This window comes from Serratia fonticola, from assembly GCF_001006005.1.
In the GTDB taxonomy this organism is placed as follows: domain Bacteria; phylum Pseudomonadota; class Gammaproteobacteria; order Enterobacterales; family Enterobacteriaceae; genus Chania; species Chania fonticola.
Window position 1 is genome coordinate 5,867,953 of record NZ_CP011254.1, and the last position, 14,818, is coordinate 5,882,770.

General features: G+C 54.4%; 15 protein-coding genes and 1 riboswitch. Of the genes, 2 read left to right on the top strand and 13 right to left on the bottom strand.

The window, feature by feature from the left end; genetic code table 11:
- Positions 1 to 5: 5 nt before the first annotated feature.
- The 4 genes from WN53_RS26045 to fabB all read right to left on the bottom strand — a co-directional run bounded on the left by WN53_RS26045 (position 6) and on the right by fabB (position 4,118).
- Positions 6 to 326 carry a copper-binding protein gene (locus WN53_RS26045; protein WP_024486011.1) on the bottom strand — a complete coding sequence of 107 codons (321 nt, stop codon included), beginning with the start codon at positions 324 to 326 and terminating at the stop codon, positions 6 to 8.
- A 70-nt stretch (positions 327 to 396) separates the two neighbouring features.
- On the bottom strand, positions 397 to 825 hold the full coding sequence (locus tag WN53_RS26050) for a hypothetical protein (protein ID WP_024486010.1): 429 nt from the start codon (positions 823 to 825) through the stop codon (positions 397 to 399).
- Positions 826 to 1,016: 191 nt separating this feature from the next.
- A complete protein-coding gene (locus WN53_RS26055) occupies positions 1,017 to 2,027 on the bottom strand; it encodes a magnesium transporter (protein ID WP_024486009.1) in 1,011 nt (336 codons plus the stop codon).
- Positions 2,028 to 2,086: 59 nt separating this feature from the next.
- Positions 2,087 to 2,257, bottom strand: a riboswitch (M-box (ykoK) riboswitch).
- 646 nt (positions 2,258 to 2,903) lie between these two features.
- The gene (gene fabB / locus WN53_RS26060) at positions 2,904 to 4,118 is read right to left on the bottom strand and encodes a beta-ketoacyl-ACP synthase I (protein WP_021806051.1); all 1,215 of its coding nucleotides are present in this window, start codon (positions 4,116 to 4,118) and stop codon (positions 2,904 to 2,906) included.
- A gap of 170 nt (positions 4,119 to 4,288) precedes the next feature.
- Between fabB and mnmC the strand changes: the two genes are divergently transcribed.
- Entirely contained in the window at positions 4,289 to 6,310 is a 2,022-nt protein-coding gene (mnmC, locus tag WN53_RS26065; protein WP_024486008.1) for a bifunctional tRNA (5-methylaminomethyl-2-thiouridine)(34)-methyltransferase MnmC2/FAD-dependent 5-carboxymethylaminomethyl-2-thiouridine(34) oxidoreductase MnmC1, read from the top strand.
- Between the two features lie 42 nt (positions 6,311 to 6,352).
- Here mnmC and WN53_RS26070 read toward each other — a convergent pair whose 3' ends face one another.
- From WN53_RS26070 to WN53_RS26080, 3 genes are all read right to left on the bottom strand, one after another.
- Entirely contained in the window at positions 6,353 to 6,634 is a 282-nt protein-coding gene (locus WN53_RS26070) for a YfcL family protein (protein ID WP_021806053.1), read from the bottom strand.
- Positions 6,635 to 6,666: 32 nt separating this feature from the next.
- Entirely contained in the window at positions 6,667 to 7,212 is a 546-nt protein-coding gene (locus WN53_RS26075; protein ID WP_024486007.1) for an elongation factor P hydroxylase, read from the bottom strand.
- Between the two features lie 191 nt (positions 7,213 to 7,403).
- Entirely contained in the window at positions 7,404 to 8,204 is an 801-nt protein-coding gene (locus tag WN53_RS26080; RefSeq protein ID WP_024486006.1) for a sulfite exporter TauE/SafE family protein, read from the bottom strand.
- 263 nt (positions 8,205 to 8,467) lie between these two features.
- Here WN53_RS26080 and cuyB point away from each other — a divergent pair, with 263 nt between their 5' ends.
- The gene (gene cuyB, locus WN53_RS26085; protein ID WP_024486005.1) at positions 8,468 to 9,208 is read left to right on the top strand and encodes a cysteate racemase; all 741 of its coding nucleotides are present in this window, start codon (positions 8,468 to 8,470) and stop codon (positions 9,206 to 9,208) included.
- Here the strand turns inward: cuyB and hypT are convergent.
- The 6 genes from hypT to aroC all read right to left on the bottom strand — a co-directional run bounded on the left by hypT (position 9,194) and on the right by aroC (position 14,766).
- The gene (gene hypT, locus WN53_RS26090; protein WP_024486004.1) at positions 9,194 to 10,120 is read right to left on the bottom strand and encodes a hypochlorite stress DNA-binding transcriptional regulator HypT; all 927 of its coding nucleotides are present in this window, start codon (positions 10,118 to 10,120) and stop codon (positions 9,194 to 9,196) included. The genes cuyB and hypT overlap by 15 nt on opposite strands.
- A gap of 93 nt (positions 10,121 to 10,213) precedes the next feature.
- Complete coding sequence (gene iadA, locus WN53_RS26095) at positions 10,214 to 11,377, bottom strand: beta-aspartyl-peptidase (protein WP_046808389.1); 1,164 nt, start codon at positions 11,375 to 11,377, stop codon at positions 10,214 to 10,216.
- 10 nt (positions 11,378 to 11,387) lie between these two features.
- Positions 11,388 to 11,852, bottom strand: coding sequence for a YjiG family protein (locus WN53_RS26100; RefSeq protein ID WP_024486847.1), 465 nt, complete (start codon positions 11,850 to 11,852; stop codon positions 11,388 to 11,390).
- 2 nt (positions 11,853 to 11,854) lie between these two features.
- The gene (locus WN53_RS26105; protein ID WP_024486848.1) at positions 11,855 to 12,535 is read right to left on the bottom strand and encodes a nucleoside recognition domain-containing protein; all 681 of its coding nucleotides are present in this window, start codon (positions 12,533 to 12,535) and stop codon (positions 11,855 to 11,857) included.
- Between the two features lie 308 nt (positions 12,536 to 12,843).
- On the bottom strand, positions 12,844 to 13,671 hold the full coding sequence (mepA, locus tag WN53_RS26110) for a penicillin-insensitive murein endopeptidase (protein WP_024486849.1): 828 nt from the start codon (positions 13,669 to 13,671) through the stop codon (positions 12,844 to 12,846).
- A 9-nt stretch (positions 13,672 to 13,680) separates the two neighbouring features.
- Positions 13,681 to 14,766, bottom strand: coding sequence for a chorismate synthase (gene aroC / locus WN53_RS26115; protein WP_021806057.1), 1,086 nt, complete (start codon positions 14,764 to 14,766; stop codon positions 13,681 to 13,683).
- Between the last annotated feature and the right edge of the window lie 52 nt (positions 14,767 to 14,818).

The following is a 14,818-nucleotide window of genomic DNA, read 5'->3' on the forward strand; positions in this document are numbered from 1 at the left end:
CCCCGTTAGTCTTGGCTGGCGCTGATGGCGGTCAGCTGATAGCCACCGTCAACCTGACGGAAGCTGAACTCCACCGCAGTCCCGGCAGCCAAGGCAGGCAATGGCGGCTGGGGCTGCAGGAAATTCATGGTCATCGGCGGCCAGTTCAAGGCAGGGATGGCAGGATGGGCGAGCGACACTTTCTGCTCACCCCAGGCCTTGATGGTCCCTTTAGAGTGATAGACGGCGGCGTCTTGGCTGGCATGTTGGTGATGTTGCATCTCCGCAGCGGAGACGAATGAAGAGAACATCAGAGAGATGAAAACGGCAGTGATCAGATTACGCATAACGATAGCTCCATAAAATAGACAAAAACAACTCAGGTCGCCGTGCTGGACGGCAAAGCGGTTGGTTTGGCTATTCACGGAAGCGGCAGAAGACGATCTCTGCCGGCGGGCCTGCTATCGGAGGGGTTTGCCAATCGAGGCGTGAGAACTGTGCCTGGGGCTGAGGATCGGCAACCAACAGCTCACTGCTGGCGGGTAATACCGCCGCCAAGGCCAGGTTGCCGTGATCTTGCTGTGCAGAATCTGGTACGCAGTGCTTTTCACACAGTGGCCCTTCGGCCTGCATCATCTCATTGGCTAGCGGATCGGCGGCCTGCATATGCATCGTATGCTGTGCGGCTGGCGCAACGGTGGTGAGTTGCAGATTGCAGTGATGGCTGGCGATCGCCAGTTGGCTGTTTAGCAGTAGCCAGCAGACGGCCAATAGCCATGCTGCGGCCCGCTTCTTGGCGAAGCGCAACCGATGCATAGATATTGAGATGGACGCCAAAGCCGACATGCAAAAATTCCAGAGTAAGAAACTGCGCTGAGTATATCGGCAGAAAACCCTCACAGGAACGGAATTTACACCCGCTGACAAAGCCGCCTCGGAACCATCCTGCAAACTGGAAATGCTTTGATTTCAGTCAACTACACGGCTTAAAAAGCCCGTTAATCATAGCAAAAACCGGCTTGCGCCGGTTTCCATTATTAATTCAGCCCCAAGGTCCACTGGGCTATTTTGAAGTAGATGATCAAGCCGGTGCCATCTATCAGCGTGGTGATAAACGGGGCGGAAACTACGGCAGGATCCACACCGAAGCGTTTCAGAGCCATTGGGATCACGGAAGAGACAATCGCGGCCCACAACGTAATACAAACCAGGGTCAAGCTCACGATGAGCGTAATCTCATAGCCGATCCCCATCATCCAACCACGGAACGCACCAGCACAGGCCAGCGTTAACGCGATCATGATCGAAGTAGTCATTTCCTTGCGCAGCACGCTCCCCACATCGCGCATACGGACCTCTCCCAAAGCCATGGCCCGCACAATGGTTGAGGTGATTTGCGTACCGCTGTTGCCCCCGGTGCCCACCAATAGCGGGATAAAGAAGGCCAGGGCAATCGCCGCTTCCAATGACTCCTCAAAATGCTGAATAACCGTACTGGTATAAGCTTCGGCGACGAACAGCAACAGCAGCCACACGCTGCGTTTTTTCCACAGTTCGAAAGAGGTCATTTCAAGGTAAGGCTTATCCAGCGGCAGGCTTGCCCCTTGCATATGGGCATCCTCGGTGTTTTCATCCTCGATAATCTGCGCTATTTCGCGCTCCGTTAAGCAGCCAACCAAACGGCCATTATCGACCACTGCCACAATATCTAAATTATTATTGTCCACCAGTTTGGCGATATGTTCACGTTCGTCCGTGGGTTTGACATGGAAGAAGGTGGTTTCCATCATATCCTTGATACGCTCGCCATTATGTTCTTCCTGCAATAAGCGTTTAACAGAAAGAACTCCCACCAGTTTGGTGCCGTCTTCAATAAAAATTTGTGCGGGAATATCGTCGTTGGAAAGTTGATTAACGAATATTTTCCTGGCTTCGCCAACGTAAAGATCTTGATGCAGAACAAAGACTTTTTTGTTCATATAACGCGCAACGGCGTCGTCTTCAAAGTTGGCATTTTGGTAAAGGTCTTGCAATACAACATGTGACATTCTAGATACTCCCGATTGAAAGATGGAGTCTCATAGAGGCGACAAGACAGGACAGCGAAAGCCGATCCCCACGTCTTGGGTTTAGCACTATACAACGTATCCCCAGGGGGAAGTTACCTTAGCAATGCCTTGATTCGGCTAATGCTTGTTTTACCCTTGGTGGCCTCTCTCGATGCCATTAGAGCGGTAACTTGTGTTCGTATAGGAGCCTCGCCATAACGAGATCGTAAAGCTAGATAAAGCGCAGGCATTATGCCGGGTTTTATCTGATAGAGATAAAAAACGGAAATGTTGTTTATACGTCATTTATATGAAAAGCAAAAAATTAACATAATAAAAACATTGTTATCACAGAATTTTTTAAGTTAAACGAAAAACGCCGCCTCGTTTAATTTAATAATGGCTGTTTTGTTTTTGATAAATAATATGCTAGAGGATCGTACTTTCAGGAGTTTGGTTTAAGCGTTATTTAGAATTTCATACGGACATATTCCACAAGCAACGCCATTAATGACCCTGCCCCTGGCACCTATTATTGATTTTACAAAAATATAAAAATACTGACCCATAATGACATTTCAAGGCGTATTTTCACTCTATCAACGTCGATTAAATATCCTATTTACCCCATTAATGACCTGAATAAAGTGCCTATACTGCAATGTAGATAATGAGGAGAATAACCTTGGAAAACTTAAAGCGCAGCATCATTGCGCTAACCCTTTTAACGGTGCTGATTGTGGCCCGTTTCTATTTCTTCAGCTGACGCTTTATTGAACGAAAGCAGAATATCGAACTGAGGTATTCCATCGTCTAGAAAAACAAAAAAATCGGGCACCTATTACGGTGCCCGATTGATAATATGACGCCCTGCGCTTACTTCTGCAGTTTACGCATTACCAGCGTGGCGTTGGTGCCGCCGAAACCGAAGCTGTTGGACATGACCGTGGTCAGCTCACGCTTGGTTGGCTCGGTCACGATGTTCATGCCAGCCGCCTTCTCATCGAGGTTATCGATGTTGATGCTTGGCGCAATGAAGCCGTGCTCGACCATCAGCAGGCTATAAATCGCTTCCTGCACGCCCGCCGCACCCAGTGAGTGGCCGGTCATGGCTTTGGTAGAAGAGATGGCCGGGGTGTTATCGCCAAAGACTTCACGGATCGCGCCCAGTTCTTTCACGTCGCCGACCGGCGTGGAGGTGCCGTGTACGTTCATGTAGTCGATTGGTGTGTCTACGCCCTGCATTGCCATCTTCATGCAACGCACCGCGCCTTCACCCGATGGAGCCACCATGTCGGCACCGTCTGAAGTGGCACCGTAACCGATGATTTCCGCATAGATATGTGCGCCGCGAGCCAGAGCGTGCTCCAACTCCTCAACCACTACCATGCCGCCGCCGCCTGCGATAACGAAACCGTCACGCGCTGCGTCATAGGTACGGGAAGCTTTTTCTGGCGTGTCGTTGTAGCTGGTGGACAGCGCGCCCATGGCGTCGAATTCGCAGGCCATTTCCCAGCACAGCTCTTCGCCACCGCCAGCAAAGACGACGTCTTGTTTGCCCAGTTGGATCAGCTCAACGGCGTGGCCGATACAGTGTGCTGAAGTTGCGCAGGCAGAGCTGATGGAGTAGTTCACGCCGCGGATTTTGAATGGAGTGGCCAGGCAGGCAGAAACGCCTGATGCCATCGCCTTGGTCACCATGTATGGGCCAACGCCACGCAGGCCTTTGGCGCGCATACCGTCAGAACCCGCAACCTGGTTACGTGGAGAACCACCACCGGAACCGACCACCAGACCGGTGCGATCGTTGGAAACCTGATCGGCTGCCAGGCCGGAATCTTGAATCGCTTGTTCCATGGAGAGATAGGCGTAAACCGACGCGTCGCTCATAAAGCGCATCACTTTACGGTCAATCAGACCGGTAGTGTCGAGTTTAACATCACCCCATACGTGACTACGCATGCCGGAATCTTTCAGCTCCTGAGAGAAGGTGATCCCAGAGCGGCCTTCCTGCAGACTTGCCAGGACCTCCTGCTGGTTGTTACCAATGCTGGAGACGATTCCCAGGCCAGTAATCACTGCACGTTTCATTCAAGTACCTCTTCCACAATTTACATTCGGGATTTTGCAACGCACTTTAGCGTACAGATGTACGCCGAACAAGTCCGATCAGAATAATTTTGCATTATCTTTACCCAGTTTGCACCTCGGGGCTACCCCCGTTAAAATCGCTCTATCCCTTGAGTTACGAGCAACCTACCGTGAGCAATGCCCCCATCCAAACCGCAGCGTTAAGCTGGAATGAACAAGGTACACCTGTTTCGAAACAGTTTGATGACGTCTATTTTTCCAACCAGGATGGGCTGGAGGAAACCCGCTACGTCTTTCTGGGGGGCAACCGGTTGCCACAACGCTTCAGCGATCACCCACGCTCACTGTTTATTGTGGCAGAAACCGGCTTCGGTACCGGGCTGAATTTTCTGACCCTGTGGCAGGCCTTTGCCCGTTTTCGGCAGGAGGCACCCGCAGCAAGTTTGCAGCGCCTGCATTTTATCAGCTTTGAGAAATACCCATTGCAGTTGGACGACCTGGCGGCAGCCCATGCCCAATGGCCAGAACTGGCCCCCTTTGCCGATGAACTTCGCGCCCAGTGGCCTTTGCCGCTGCCAGGCTGCCACCGCCTGCTGCTTGCCGAAGGACAGATCACGCTCGATTTATGGTTCGGTGACGTCAATACCCTGCTGCCGCACTTTGACGCCAGCATGAACGATCAAATTGACGCCTGGTTCCTGGATGGCTTTGCGCCGTCCAAAAACCCCGATATGTGGAGCGAACCGCTGTTTGCCACCATGGCGCGTTTTGCCCGCCCAGGCGGTAGCTTTGCCACCTTCACTGCCGCAGGATTTGTTCGCCGTGGGTTGCAACAGGCCGGGTTTGAGGTCAGCAAATGCAAAGGCTTTGGCCAGAAACGCGAGATGCTCACAGGTCAGCTACCCGCCGACACCCCGACAAGCGTCAATCCAAGCCCGTGGTTCCTGCGCCCGGCAGCGGAGAATACCGACGACGTCGCCATTATTGGCGGCGGCGTAGCCAGCGCACTCACCGCGTTGGCCTTATTGCGCCGTGGGGCCAGGGTGACCTTATATTGCGCCGATGCACAGCCCGCAGAGGGCGCATCCGGCAATCGCCAGGGGGCGCTGTACCCATTGCTGAATGGCCGGGGCGATGCGTTGGAAAACTTCTTCTCCGCCGCCTTCCCCTTTGCCCGCCACCAGTATGACGCCCTGCTGCAACAACAGGTTGAGTTCGATCACCAGTGGTGTGGCGTCAGCCAATTGGCCTATGACGAGAAAAGCGCGGGGAAGATCGCCAAGATCCTGGCCGTTACCTGGCCGCACACTCTGGCACAACCGGCCGATCGCGCCACGCTTAGCGCCCTGTGTGGGATCGATACGGGGTTTGGTGGCATTCACTATTCACTCGGGGGATGGCTGTGCCCTGCTGACCTGACGCGTGCCGCGATTGCCCTGGCCGAACGGCAGGGATTGGTTTGCCACTATCTGCATACGCTTTCCGATCTGAACCGCAATGATGAAGGTTGGCTGCTGCATTTTGCTGGGGGTGAAACTCACCAACATGCGACGGTGATCCTGGCTAACGGGCACCAACTCACCACTCTGGAACCTAGCGCCGCTCTACCGGCATATGCGGTACGTGGCCAGGTTTCACATATTCCCACTACGCCAATCTTGAGTGAGTTAAAGCAGGTGCTGTGTTACGACGGTTATCTGACGCCGGTGAATCCTGGCAATCAGCAGCACTGCATTGGTGCCAGCTACCAGCGCGGTGAATCAAACACTGAATATAGCCAGGCAGAGCAAGAAGAGAACCGCGATCGCCTGCTGCGCTGTCTGCCAGAACAGAACTGGACGCAAGAGGTGGATATCAGTGGCCAGCAGGCACGCTGTGGCGTGCGCAGCGCTACGCGAGACCATATGCCGATGGTCGGTGCCGTGCCGGACTATCAAGCCACTCTGGCGCTGTATGGCGATTTGCAGCAGCAGCGCCAGCGCGGCGAAGCAATTGCCAATGCGCCAATGTATCCGGGGTTGTTTATGATCGGAGCCTTAGGCTCACGCGGCCTGTGCTCCGCGCCGTTGGCCGCGGAGATTTTAGCGGCTCAGCTGTTTGGGGAACCCTTACCGGGGGATAGCGAGATGTTGGCAGCGTTAAACCCAAACCGCATGTGGGTCAGGAAGCTACTGAAGGGACGCGAGGTATAGTTCATTTGAGGGGCCAGCGTGATGCTGTCCCCTTTAAAGCAATTACTCAGTCGGCAACGCTGTCTGATACAGGTTTTCCCACATGCCCAGCACCAACACCTGATCCGGCGGGGAAAGTTCCCCGGCCTTGATGGCCTTGTCCAGGCTGCTCTGCACCCGCACCTTGAGCTGCTCGGCGCTGTGTTCGGCATGTTCTTCCGATTCCGCCACCGCCAAAGTCAGATGACCGCGCAGGTAGCCACCGGCAAACAGTTCATCATCGCTGGCGTGCTCTACCATGTCATCAATCAGCGCCAGAATGCGCGCTTCAAATTCTGCGATCATCAAATTTCCTCGTTAACAAACAGACTCTGGCCTCAGAGATCTTCCGGGTAAGGAAAATGCTCGGCCGCCAGCGGAGGCGTATTGTAAAACGATTGCAGCGCCTGAATAAAGCGCGCAGGTCGTGTGGGTATTCCCCGCTCCAACAATTCCAGCACCCGGGTACGGACTTTACGCTGGAAACCTATGCGATCTGGCTCGCAATCTCCACTGAGATTGTCGCAGCTGACGTTGAACGGGAAACCGGCCGCCACGCAGAACATCCACTCCAAAGCCTGCGGATTAATCTCGACCGCTTCGAATTCACTCTGCGTCTGGGCATCGCGCCCATCCGGGCAATACCAGTAACCGAAGTCCACCAGCTTGCGGCGTTCGGCTCCGGCGATGCACCAATGGGAGATTTCATGCATGCCGCTGGCATAGTAGCCGTGTGCAAAGACGATGCGGTTATAAGGCAGATCATCATCGGCAGGCAGATAGATAGGCTCATCGTCGCCTTTAACCAGGCGGGTATTGAACTCATCGCTAAAACACTGATTAAAGATTTCAATCAGTTGCGGATACTGGTGTGTGTTTGGCATAAAGAACACTCAAAAATACTCTTCGCCTTTCAAGCCACAGCGTTGTTGGCTGCACTTGCACACCCCTGTCACTTACTAAAGTAAGCTCCTGGGGATGAGCAAGCTGGCCGCCTAGCGGTAACTTGAAATTCATTGAGTATAACCATAGATTAAAGAAGGTTATTATCTCACTAAGACGCATCATTGGCACACTAAAAATGCAAAGCCAACCACTGTTGGATTTCCGTCCCGTGATTGTCGTACAGCAATTTGCAGCTCATGATCAAAGATACTATCACGATCATCGGCCGGATCAGCTTCTGACCCTTGGTCAGCACCATGTGCGCGCCAAGACGGGCTCCGAACACCTGCCCTACCAGCATCACCAGACCAATGCTCCAGATCACTTGGCCGCCGATAATAAACAGCACCAGGCTGCCCAGATTGGAGGTGAAGTTCAGCACCTTGGCATGAGCGGTCGCCTTGGCCAGGTTAAAACCGCACAGCGTCACATAGGCCAAGGCATAGAACGAACCGGCTCCTGGCCCGAAGAAACCGTCGTAGAACCCTACGCAACCCCCAGCTACCAGGCCAAAGGGTAACGCCCCCAGCCGACGCTGGCGATCGCTTTCCCCCAACCTTGGCGTCAGCAAGAAATAGACGCCGATGCCGATCACCAACAGCGGCAGCATCTGGCGCAGTATATCGGCACGCATATGCTGCACCAGGATCGCCCCGATCACTGACCCCACCAGCGTCAGGAAGATGGTCAGCTTCTGGGTATTAAGATCGACGGCCCGACGGCGAACAAAGTACAGGCTGGCGGAAAACGATCCCCCAACCGACTGCAATTTATTGGTCGCCAACGCCTGCGTGGGAGGGACGCCAACGGCCAGCAGAGCCGGTACGGTCAACAGCCCACCGCCACCGGCGATCGAATCGATAAACCCGGCGAACATTGCTACCAAAAACAGTATCCCGAGCAATTCGGGACCTAACACCAGCCCATCCATAAGTCGTCTGCCTGCAAAAGTGGAGCCATACCTGATACCAATTGCTAGCGGATTTGCCTAGGTGGTTGGTACTCACGGATCTATCGATTTTTCTTTGCCGCACACAGTACGCCTTAAACCAAAAAAAATAAACGTCCTGCCCGCCAGGAGCCCACTATGCATTTTAAGCATCGACGCTAGGAAAACGGCATTTTTCTTTTAACTTCATATTGATAGCTTGGAGGTATTGAACCCGCAGCCCGAAGTGAAGAGAGCAAAATACGATGGAACACACCATTGGCATATTAGGAGGCATGGGCCCCGCCGCCACCGCCGACATGCTCAGCAAATTTGTCCATTTCCGCCATGCTCATCGCGATCAGCAACATATTCCGGTAATTGCCTGCTCGATCCCGGATATTCCCGATCGCAGCGCCTGTCTGCTGAGCGGTGGCCCTTCCCCTTATGACTATCTGGAGCGCTACTTGCACCTGCTGGAGCACGCCGGGGCCGAATGCATCGTCATCCCCTGCAATACGGCTCACTACTGGTATGATCGTCTGCATGCCGCCGCCAGCGTCGAGATGATCAGCATTCTGGATGCCACCCTGAGTGAATTGCCGAGCGGCTGCAGGGCGGTAGGCCTGTTGGCCACGGATGCCACTCTGGCCACTGGCCTATATCAGCAAAAGATTGAGCAGCGGGGTTTAACGTTACTGACACCGCATAGAGAGCGGCAACAAGCCGTTATGCAGGCAATTTATGCGTTAAAAGGTGGGGATGAAGCAAAGGCGCAGGCACTGTTATTTCCACAGATTGCTTACCTGATAGCTTCCGGGGCCGATACCTTGATTATGGGATGTACTGAAATTCCCTTGGTGATTGGCCGTCAGACCGCACGGTTTGACTGCCGTTTTATCGATTCCACCGCTGCGCTGGTTAGGGCAGCCATTCGCTGGTATGAAGGCAAGCAAAGCGAGATTACCCCACCGGCGGTTTACCTGGCCACGTCAACCATTGACTGATGCTGGCTCCCACTCAAAGACCTGGCGCAGATCGCGCCAGAAGCGTTCGGCAGTTTGGCTCATGCGGGTGTCCATCCGATAGGCATAAGCATAAATCGGGATCACCAACTCGTGATCATCCAGGCAGATCAGCCGCCCTTGTTCCAACTCCTGAGCTATCGCATAGGCCGGGAGCCAGGCAACGCCCGAGCCGTCCAGCGCTACCTGCTTAAGCAGTTCACTCATCGAAGAAACAAACACCGTGGAGAAACTCAGGCTGGTAGATTTGGCCAGCGTCCGGTTGACCAAACGCCCCATATAGGATGCCTGGCTGTAATTGAGCAGCGGGAAATTTGATTGTTGCAGGGAATAACGCGCCTGCCCCTGTGCATCGCAAGCACACACCGGAAACAGCGAGGATTCGAACAGCCGTATATGGGCGAATGGCAGCTGCAACAGATTTTCATCATGGTATGACAGGATAAAATCACTCTGCCCTTCGCGCAATTTGTGAACCGCGCTATCCACATCTATCGCTTCAACCGCGTAGGTAAAATGATCCGACATCTGGCGCACCAACGCAGGCAGCAACCCCAGAGAAAGTGAATGCGCGGCAGCAATCTTGATTTTATGCTGAATAAAATCGCTGCCGCCGCGCAGTTCGGTAAGATTGCTTTCCAGTTGCTGCAACAGATTCCTGACCTGAGAGTGGAAAACTTTGCCCTGTTCGGTCAACTGCAACGGCGAGACTGCACGGTTGAACAGCTTGACACCGGCGGCCTGTTCCAACGCGATGATGCGGCGGCTAAAGGCCGGTTGCGAGACATTACGCCGCACCGCCGCCTGCGAAAAGTTGCGGCATTCCTCTAGCGTCAGAAAGTCATACAGCCATTTGGTTTCTATATTCTGCACAATACGCATGGCGAATCTCATTACCTCATCATTAATGGGGTTATTCTACCTAGGCAGGCAAAATAACCACCATCAAATCTGCGCTAACGATCCGCTATCTCCCAGCCAGAAAAGCTATTCGAAAGTACCTTTTACACAGGCCTTGCCGTCAACCACCATGCTATGTCCACGGGCATAAACGCGTTCCAGGGTCAATTCAGGGGTCAACACCATTAAGTCCGCATCCTTGCCAACGGCAATTTCCCCCTTATCCCCCAGGCTGAGGAAAGCCGCCACGCTGCAGGTAAACGGCTCCAGCGCCTCTGCCAACGAATAGTCATAGCGCTTGACCAGCGTGGCCAAGGTTTCCAGCAGGCTGGCAAAGCCTGCGACACCAATACCACTCAGGTTACCTTTGGCATCAAATACCGGCTGGCTACCGTTACCGTCTGAGCTGACCGTCAGCTGCGACATTGGCACCCCTGCCTTGCGGGCCATATCGATGGCCTGAGCGGGGGCAATAGGCTCCATAATGCCGCTGGTGATATCGATATGGCCACCCTGTCGCGCAAAGGCCAATGCAGCCTCAAATAGCGCTTCGCTGCGGTTCACATGGGTGGGCAGCAGTTTGCCAATCGGTACGTCGCCGTTTTCCAGGATCCGGTACAGCGGCTCCAGCAGCTTGTTGCTGCTACCCATATGGAATACGCTGACACCGGCTTTGCCGCCCAGCAATCCACCCACGCGTGCCTGCGCCGCCATATTGGCCAATATGCCTTCATTCGGGGCTGATGAACGGTGATCGGATACGGCACATTTCACCCCAATCACCCGGTCGATCAAGGCAACATCACGTTCGACGCTGCCGGTAATGGTGGGCGACGGGAGCCGATAAGCACCGGTCAGCATATAGGCGGTGATCCCTTCTTCATTCAAGGCCCGAGTCTTGGCCAGCAGGCTTTCCGGATGCCGGGTAACCGCATCGGTGCCTAGCAGGCCAATCGCGGTAGTAATGCCCGCCTCAACCAGGCGTGAAAGAGCAACCTCTGGCGTACGCGTTGTCGGTCCGGCTTCACCGCCGCCGCCAATCAGGTGGATATGCTGGTCGATCAAACCAGGGCAAAGCAGTTGGCCATGCAGCTCGATCACTTCACAATCCGGTACGACATCGCTGGCTATCTCAGACGCGATGGCAATGATCTTGCCTCTGGCAATCAATACGTCCTGAACGCCCAGATCTGCCGGGGCATAAAGGTGCGCACCGCGCAAAAGCTTAAATTCCGCTGCTGAAAAATTCATCGTCAATTCCTTATCTAACCAACAATTGCATTACCCAAATCGACAGCAACGCGTTGAGGATGCAGACCCCGATGATATGGGGATAGTATTTGGCATTCACTTCCGCCGTGCCCAGGCAGCGCCCGACGTTTTGTACCGGGTTTCCCATCAGATAGATCGCAGGCAGCAGGACGGTAACATCATGGCCACTTAGCGTTCCCGCCGTCGCCAGGCTGGCCGCCACCCCCACCGCGCCCCCCATGCTCATCAACGAAGCAAGCAACACCGTAGCAGCAACGCCTGGCAATCCCCAAACGGCCATCACCGGCTCGCAAACCTGCCCCACCAGATCCAACAGGCCGGTGATCTTGAGCGCCTGAATTATCACAAACGCCATAACCACGTTAGGCAGCAGGTTAGTGGTGGCAATAGTGAATCCACGTCGTGCACCGTCAATAAACAGATCCATGACATTTTTTCTGACTTGAGTTGCCATGATTAATTATCCTTATTAACAGTGCGACGTTCAGAAACGGAAATAAAGACCCGCAGCATATTGGCCCCGACAAATTTGAAGAGCAGAATAACCACCAAAGGTAAGATCACCGAAGTTCCAAGAAAGGCAAATACCGCCACTCCCGATGAAAAATAGTTGGTAATAATGGCGCTACCGCTGGTTTGATAAGCGGCAAATATCACCTTTTCCCCCTCGGTAATTTTCCCTTCCTGGCCCAACTCTTTGGTCATCCCTGCCGCCGCATCGGTATTTTGCAGGTTGGCAATCAGAGCCAGGGAACAAATGCCGGGGATGCCCAGCAGTGGCCGCAGGATCGGCGTCATCAGCTGTTGTGCCGCTCGCAGTCCCCCCAGGCCATCGGTTACCGCGATGATCCCCAACGATAAGATCACCGAAGGCGTCAGTTCCAGTGCAAACAGAAAACCATCTTTGGCTCCGCTACCCCCCGTGCCGCGAAACGTCAGGTTGGCTTGGCCAGCAACGCTATTCACGTGGCCAAAAGAACCGTTTAATACGGTAAAATCAAATACCCGCCACCAGCCTTCGCTACCGGCAAATACCCCAGAGAAAAACAAAATCGTCAGAAAAAAGGAGAGATAGCCCGTCCAAGTGACCTTGGGTTCACCCACTGCTTCAGCTAATGCAGTATCCTGCTGCGCCATAGTTATTATCCCGTCTTAAATAAAAGTTTTTATCATGGTGCAGAAAATAGCTTTCTGCCCAGGCGTCGTTTTTATTCGAAGTAAAATACCTGCCCTGTCAGTAAGGTTTTTGACCATAGCACGGGGAGGATTAACGGGAAAAATGCAAGAATGTCATTCGCTATGCGTTTTATGCATAACTGAAGCGATGCTTAAATATGGGGAGTTAAAAACGAAAACGCCTCATTAAGAGGCGTTGATGACAAAGCGGCAATATTGCTGAATAGCTGTTCGATCTTAGGGGCGCAGCATGCAGCGCCCCTACGCTATCAGCGGTTGGCGAAGTGGCTATCCAACAGCGCCTGACAGGTTGGTGGCAGCGGTGGCGGCTCCTTCTTGACCGGATTGGCATTTGGCTGATGCGGTTTGAACCAGCTGGCCAACTCGGCACCACAGCCATCGCCCACCGGCGGCGCATCCTGATCCAGACACTCCAGGCTACCCGCCGGGCAACGCAAGCGTACGTGCATATGTGCACGATGCCCAAACCAAGGGCGGACCTTATGCAACCAAGCGCGATCGGCACCGGCATCCTGGCACAGACGCTGTTTGATCGCCGGGTTAACGAAGATCCGCGTCACTTCGCTGTCCTGCGCCGCCATCTTGATCAAGGATTCGATCTGCGGCTGCCACTGGCGATCCACCACTTGCTTACCGTCACCAGAGACCAGATCGATCGGCTGCGGTTTCAACAGTTGCTGAGCGCTCCAACGTTGGTGCGGCAACTGCAACCAGATGTCCACGTCCAAACCGGATTGGTGGCTGGCATGGCCGCTGCTGAAGCGCCCACCGGCCGGCATTGCCATATCGCCGATCAACACCGTGCCCAGTGTTTTCTGGTTGGCCTGGCTGCTCAGGCGTTGAATAAACGCCAGCAGGTCAGGGTGGCCAAAATAGCGCCGCTGATCGGGACGCATCACCTGATAATCCGGTGAGTTAAGCGGCAACGGGTGCGCCCCGATGATACAACCATTGGCGAAACCGCCAACGGCCTGCGCAGTGCCACTGACCGGGTGGTCAATCTTTTGCCACGGCGTTAACGCCAAGGCAGAGCTGGAAGCGATCAACGCAGCGAAGCCCAGCAGCCATTTTTTCATCGTAATCCCTTACCAGCGTGGTACGTCGGAAATCACATCACCGTTTTGCGCACGCTGGCGCAGCAGGTGATCCATCAGCACGATCGCCATCATCGCTTCGGCGATCGGCACCGCACGGATCCCGACGCACGGATCGTGGCGGCCACGGGTGACCATTTCTACCGCTTCACCCTGACGGTTGATCGTACGGCCCGGCACCATGATGCTAGAGGTCGGCTTCAGCGCCAGATGGGCAATCACCGGCTGACCGCTGCTGATACCACCAAGAATGCCGCCAGCATGGTTGCTCTGGAAACCTTCAGGGGTGATTTCATCGCGGTTTTCACTGCCACGCTTGGTGACCACGGCAAAACCGTCGCCAATTTCTACACCTTTGACCGCATTGATGCTCATCAGCGCATGTGCCAAGTCGGCATCCAGGCGATCGAACACCGGCTCGCCCAGCCCAACCGGGACGTTTTCCGCCACCACGGTCACTTTGGCACCGATGGAGTCGCCCTCTTTTTTCAGCGCGCGCATCAGTTCGTCCAGAGCTTCCAGCTTGTCCGGATCCGGGCAGAAGAACGGGTTCTGCTCTACCTGATCCCAATCTTTCAGCTCGCAGCTCACGTCGCCAATCTGCGCCAGATAACCGCGCACCTGTACGCCAAACTTCTGCGCCAGATATTTTTTGGCGATAGCACCGGCGGCAACGCGCATTGCGGTTTCACGCGCCGAAGAACGGCCACCACCGCGATAATCACGCACGCCGTATTTCTGTTCGTAGGTGTAATCTGCATGGCCAGGGCGGAACACGTCTTTGATCGCGCCGTAGTCTTGCGAGCGCTGATCGGTGTTTTCGATCATCAGGCCGATGCTGGTGCCGGTAGTGACGCCTTCAAAAACCCCGGAGAGGATGCGCACCTGATCCGGCTCGCGGCGCTGGGTGGTATAGCGCGAAGTGCCGGGGCGGCGGCGATCGAGATCGTGCTGCAAATCGGCTTCTGTCAGCGGAATGCCGGGCGGCACACCGTCTACGATACATCCCAGCGCCACACCGTGAGATTCACCAAATGTGGTGACGCGGAAAAACTGCCCAATACTGTTCCCTGCCATCACGGCTCCTTACCGTTGGTTGTCATCCCGTTCGCGTGCAAACGGGGCATAC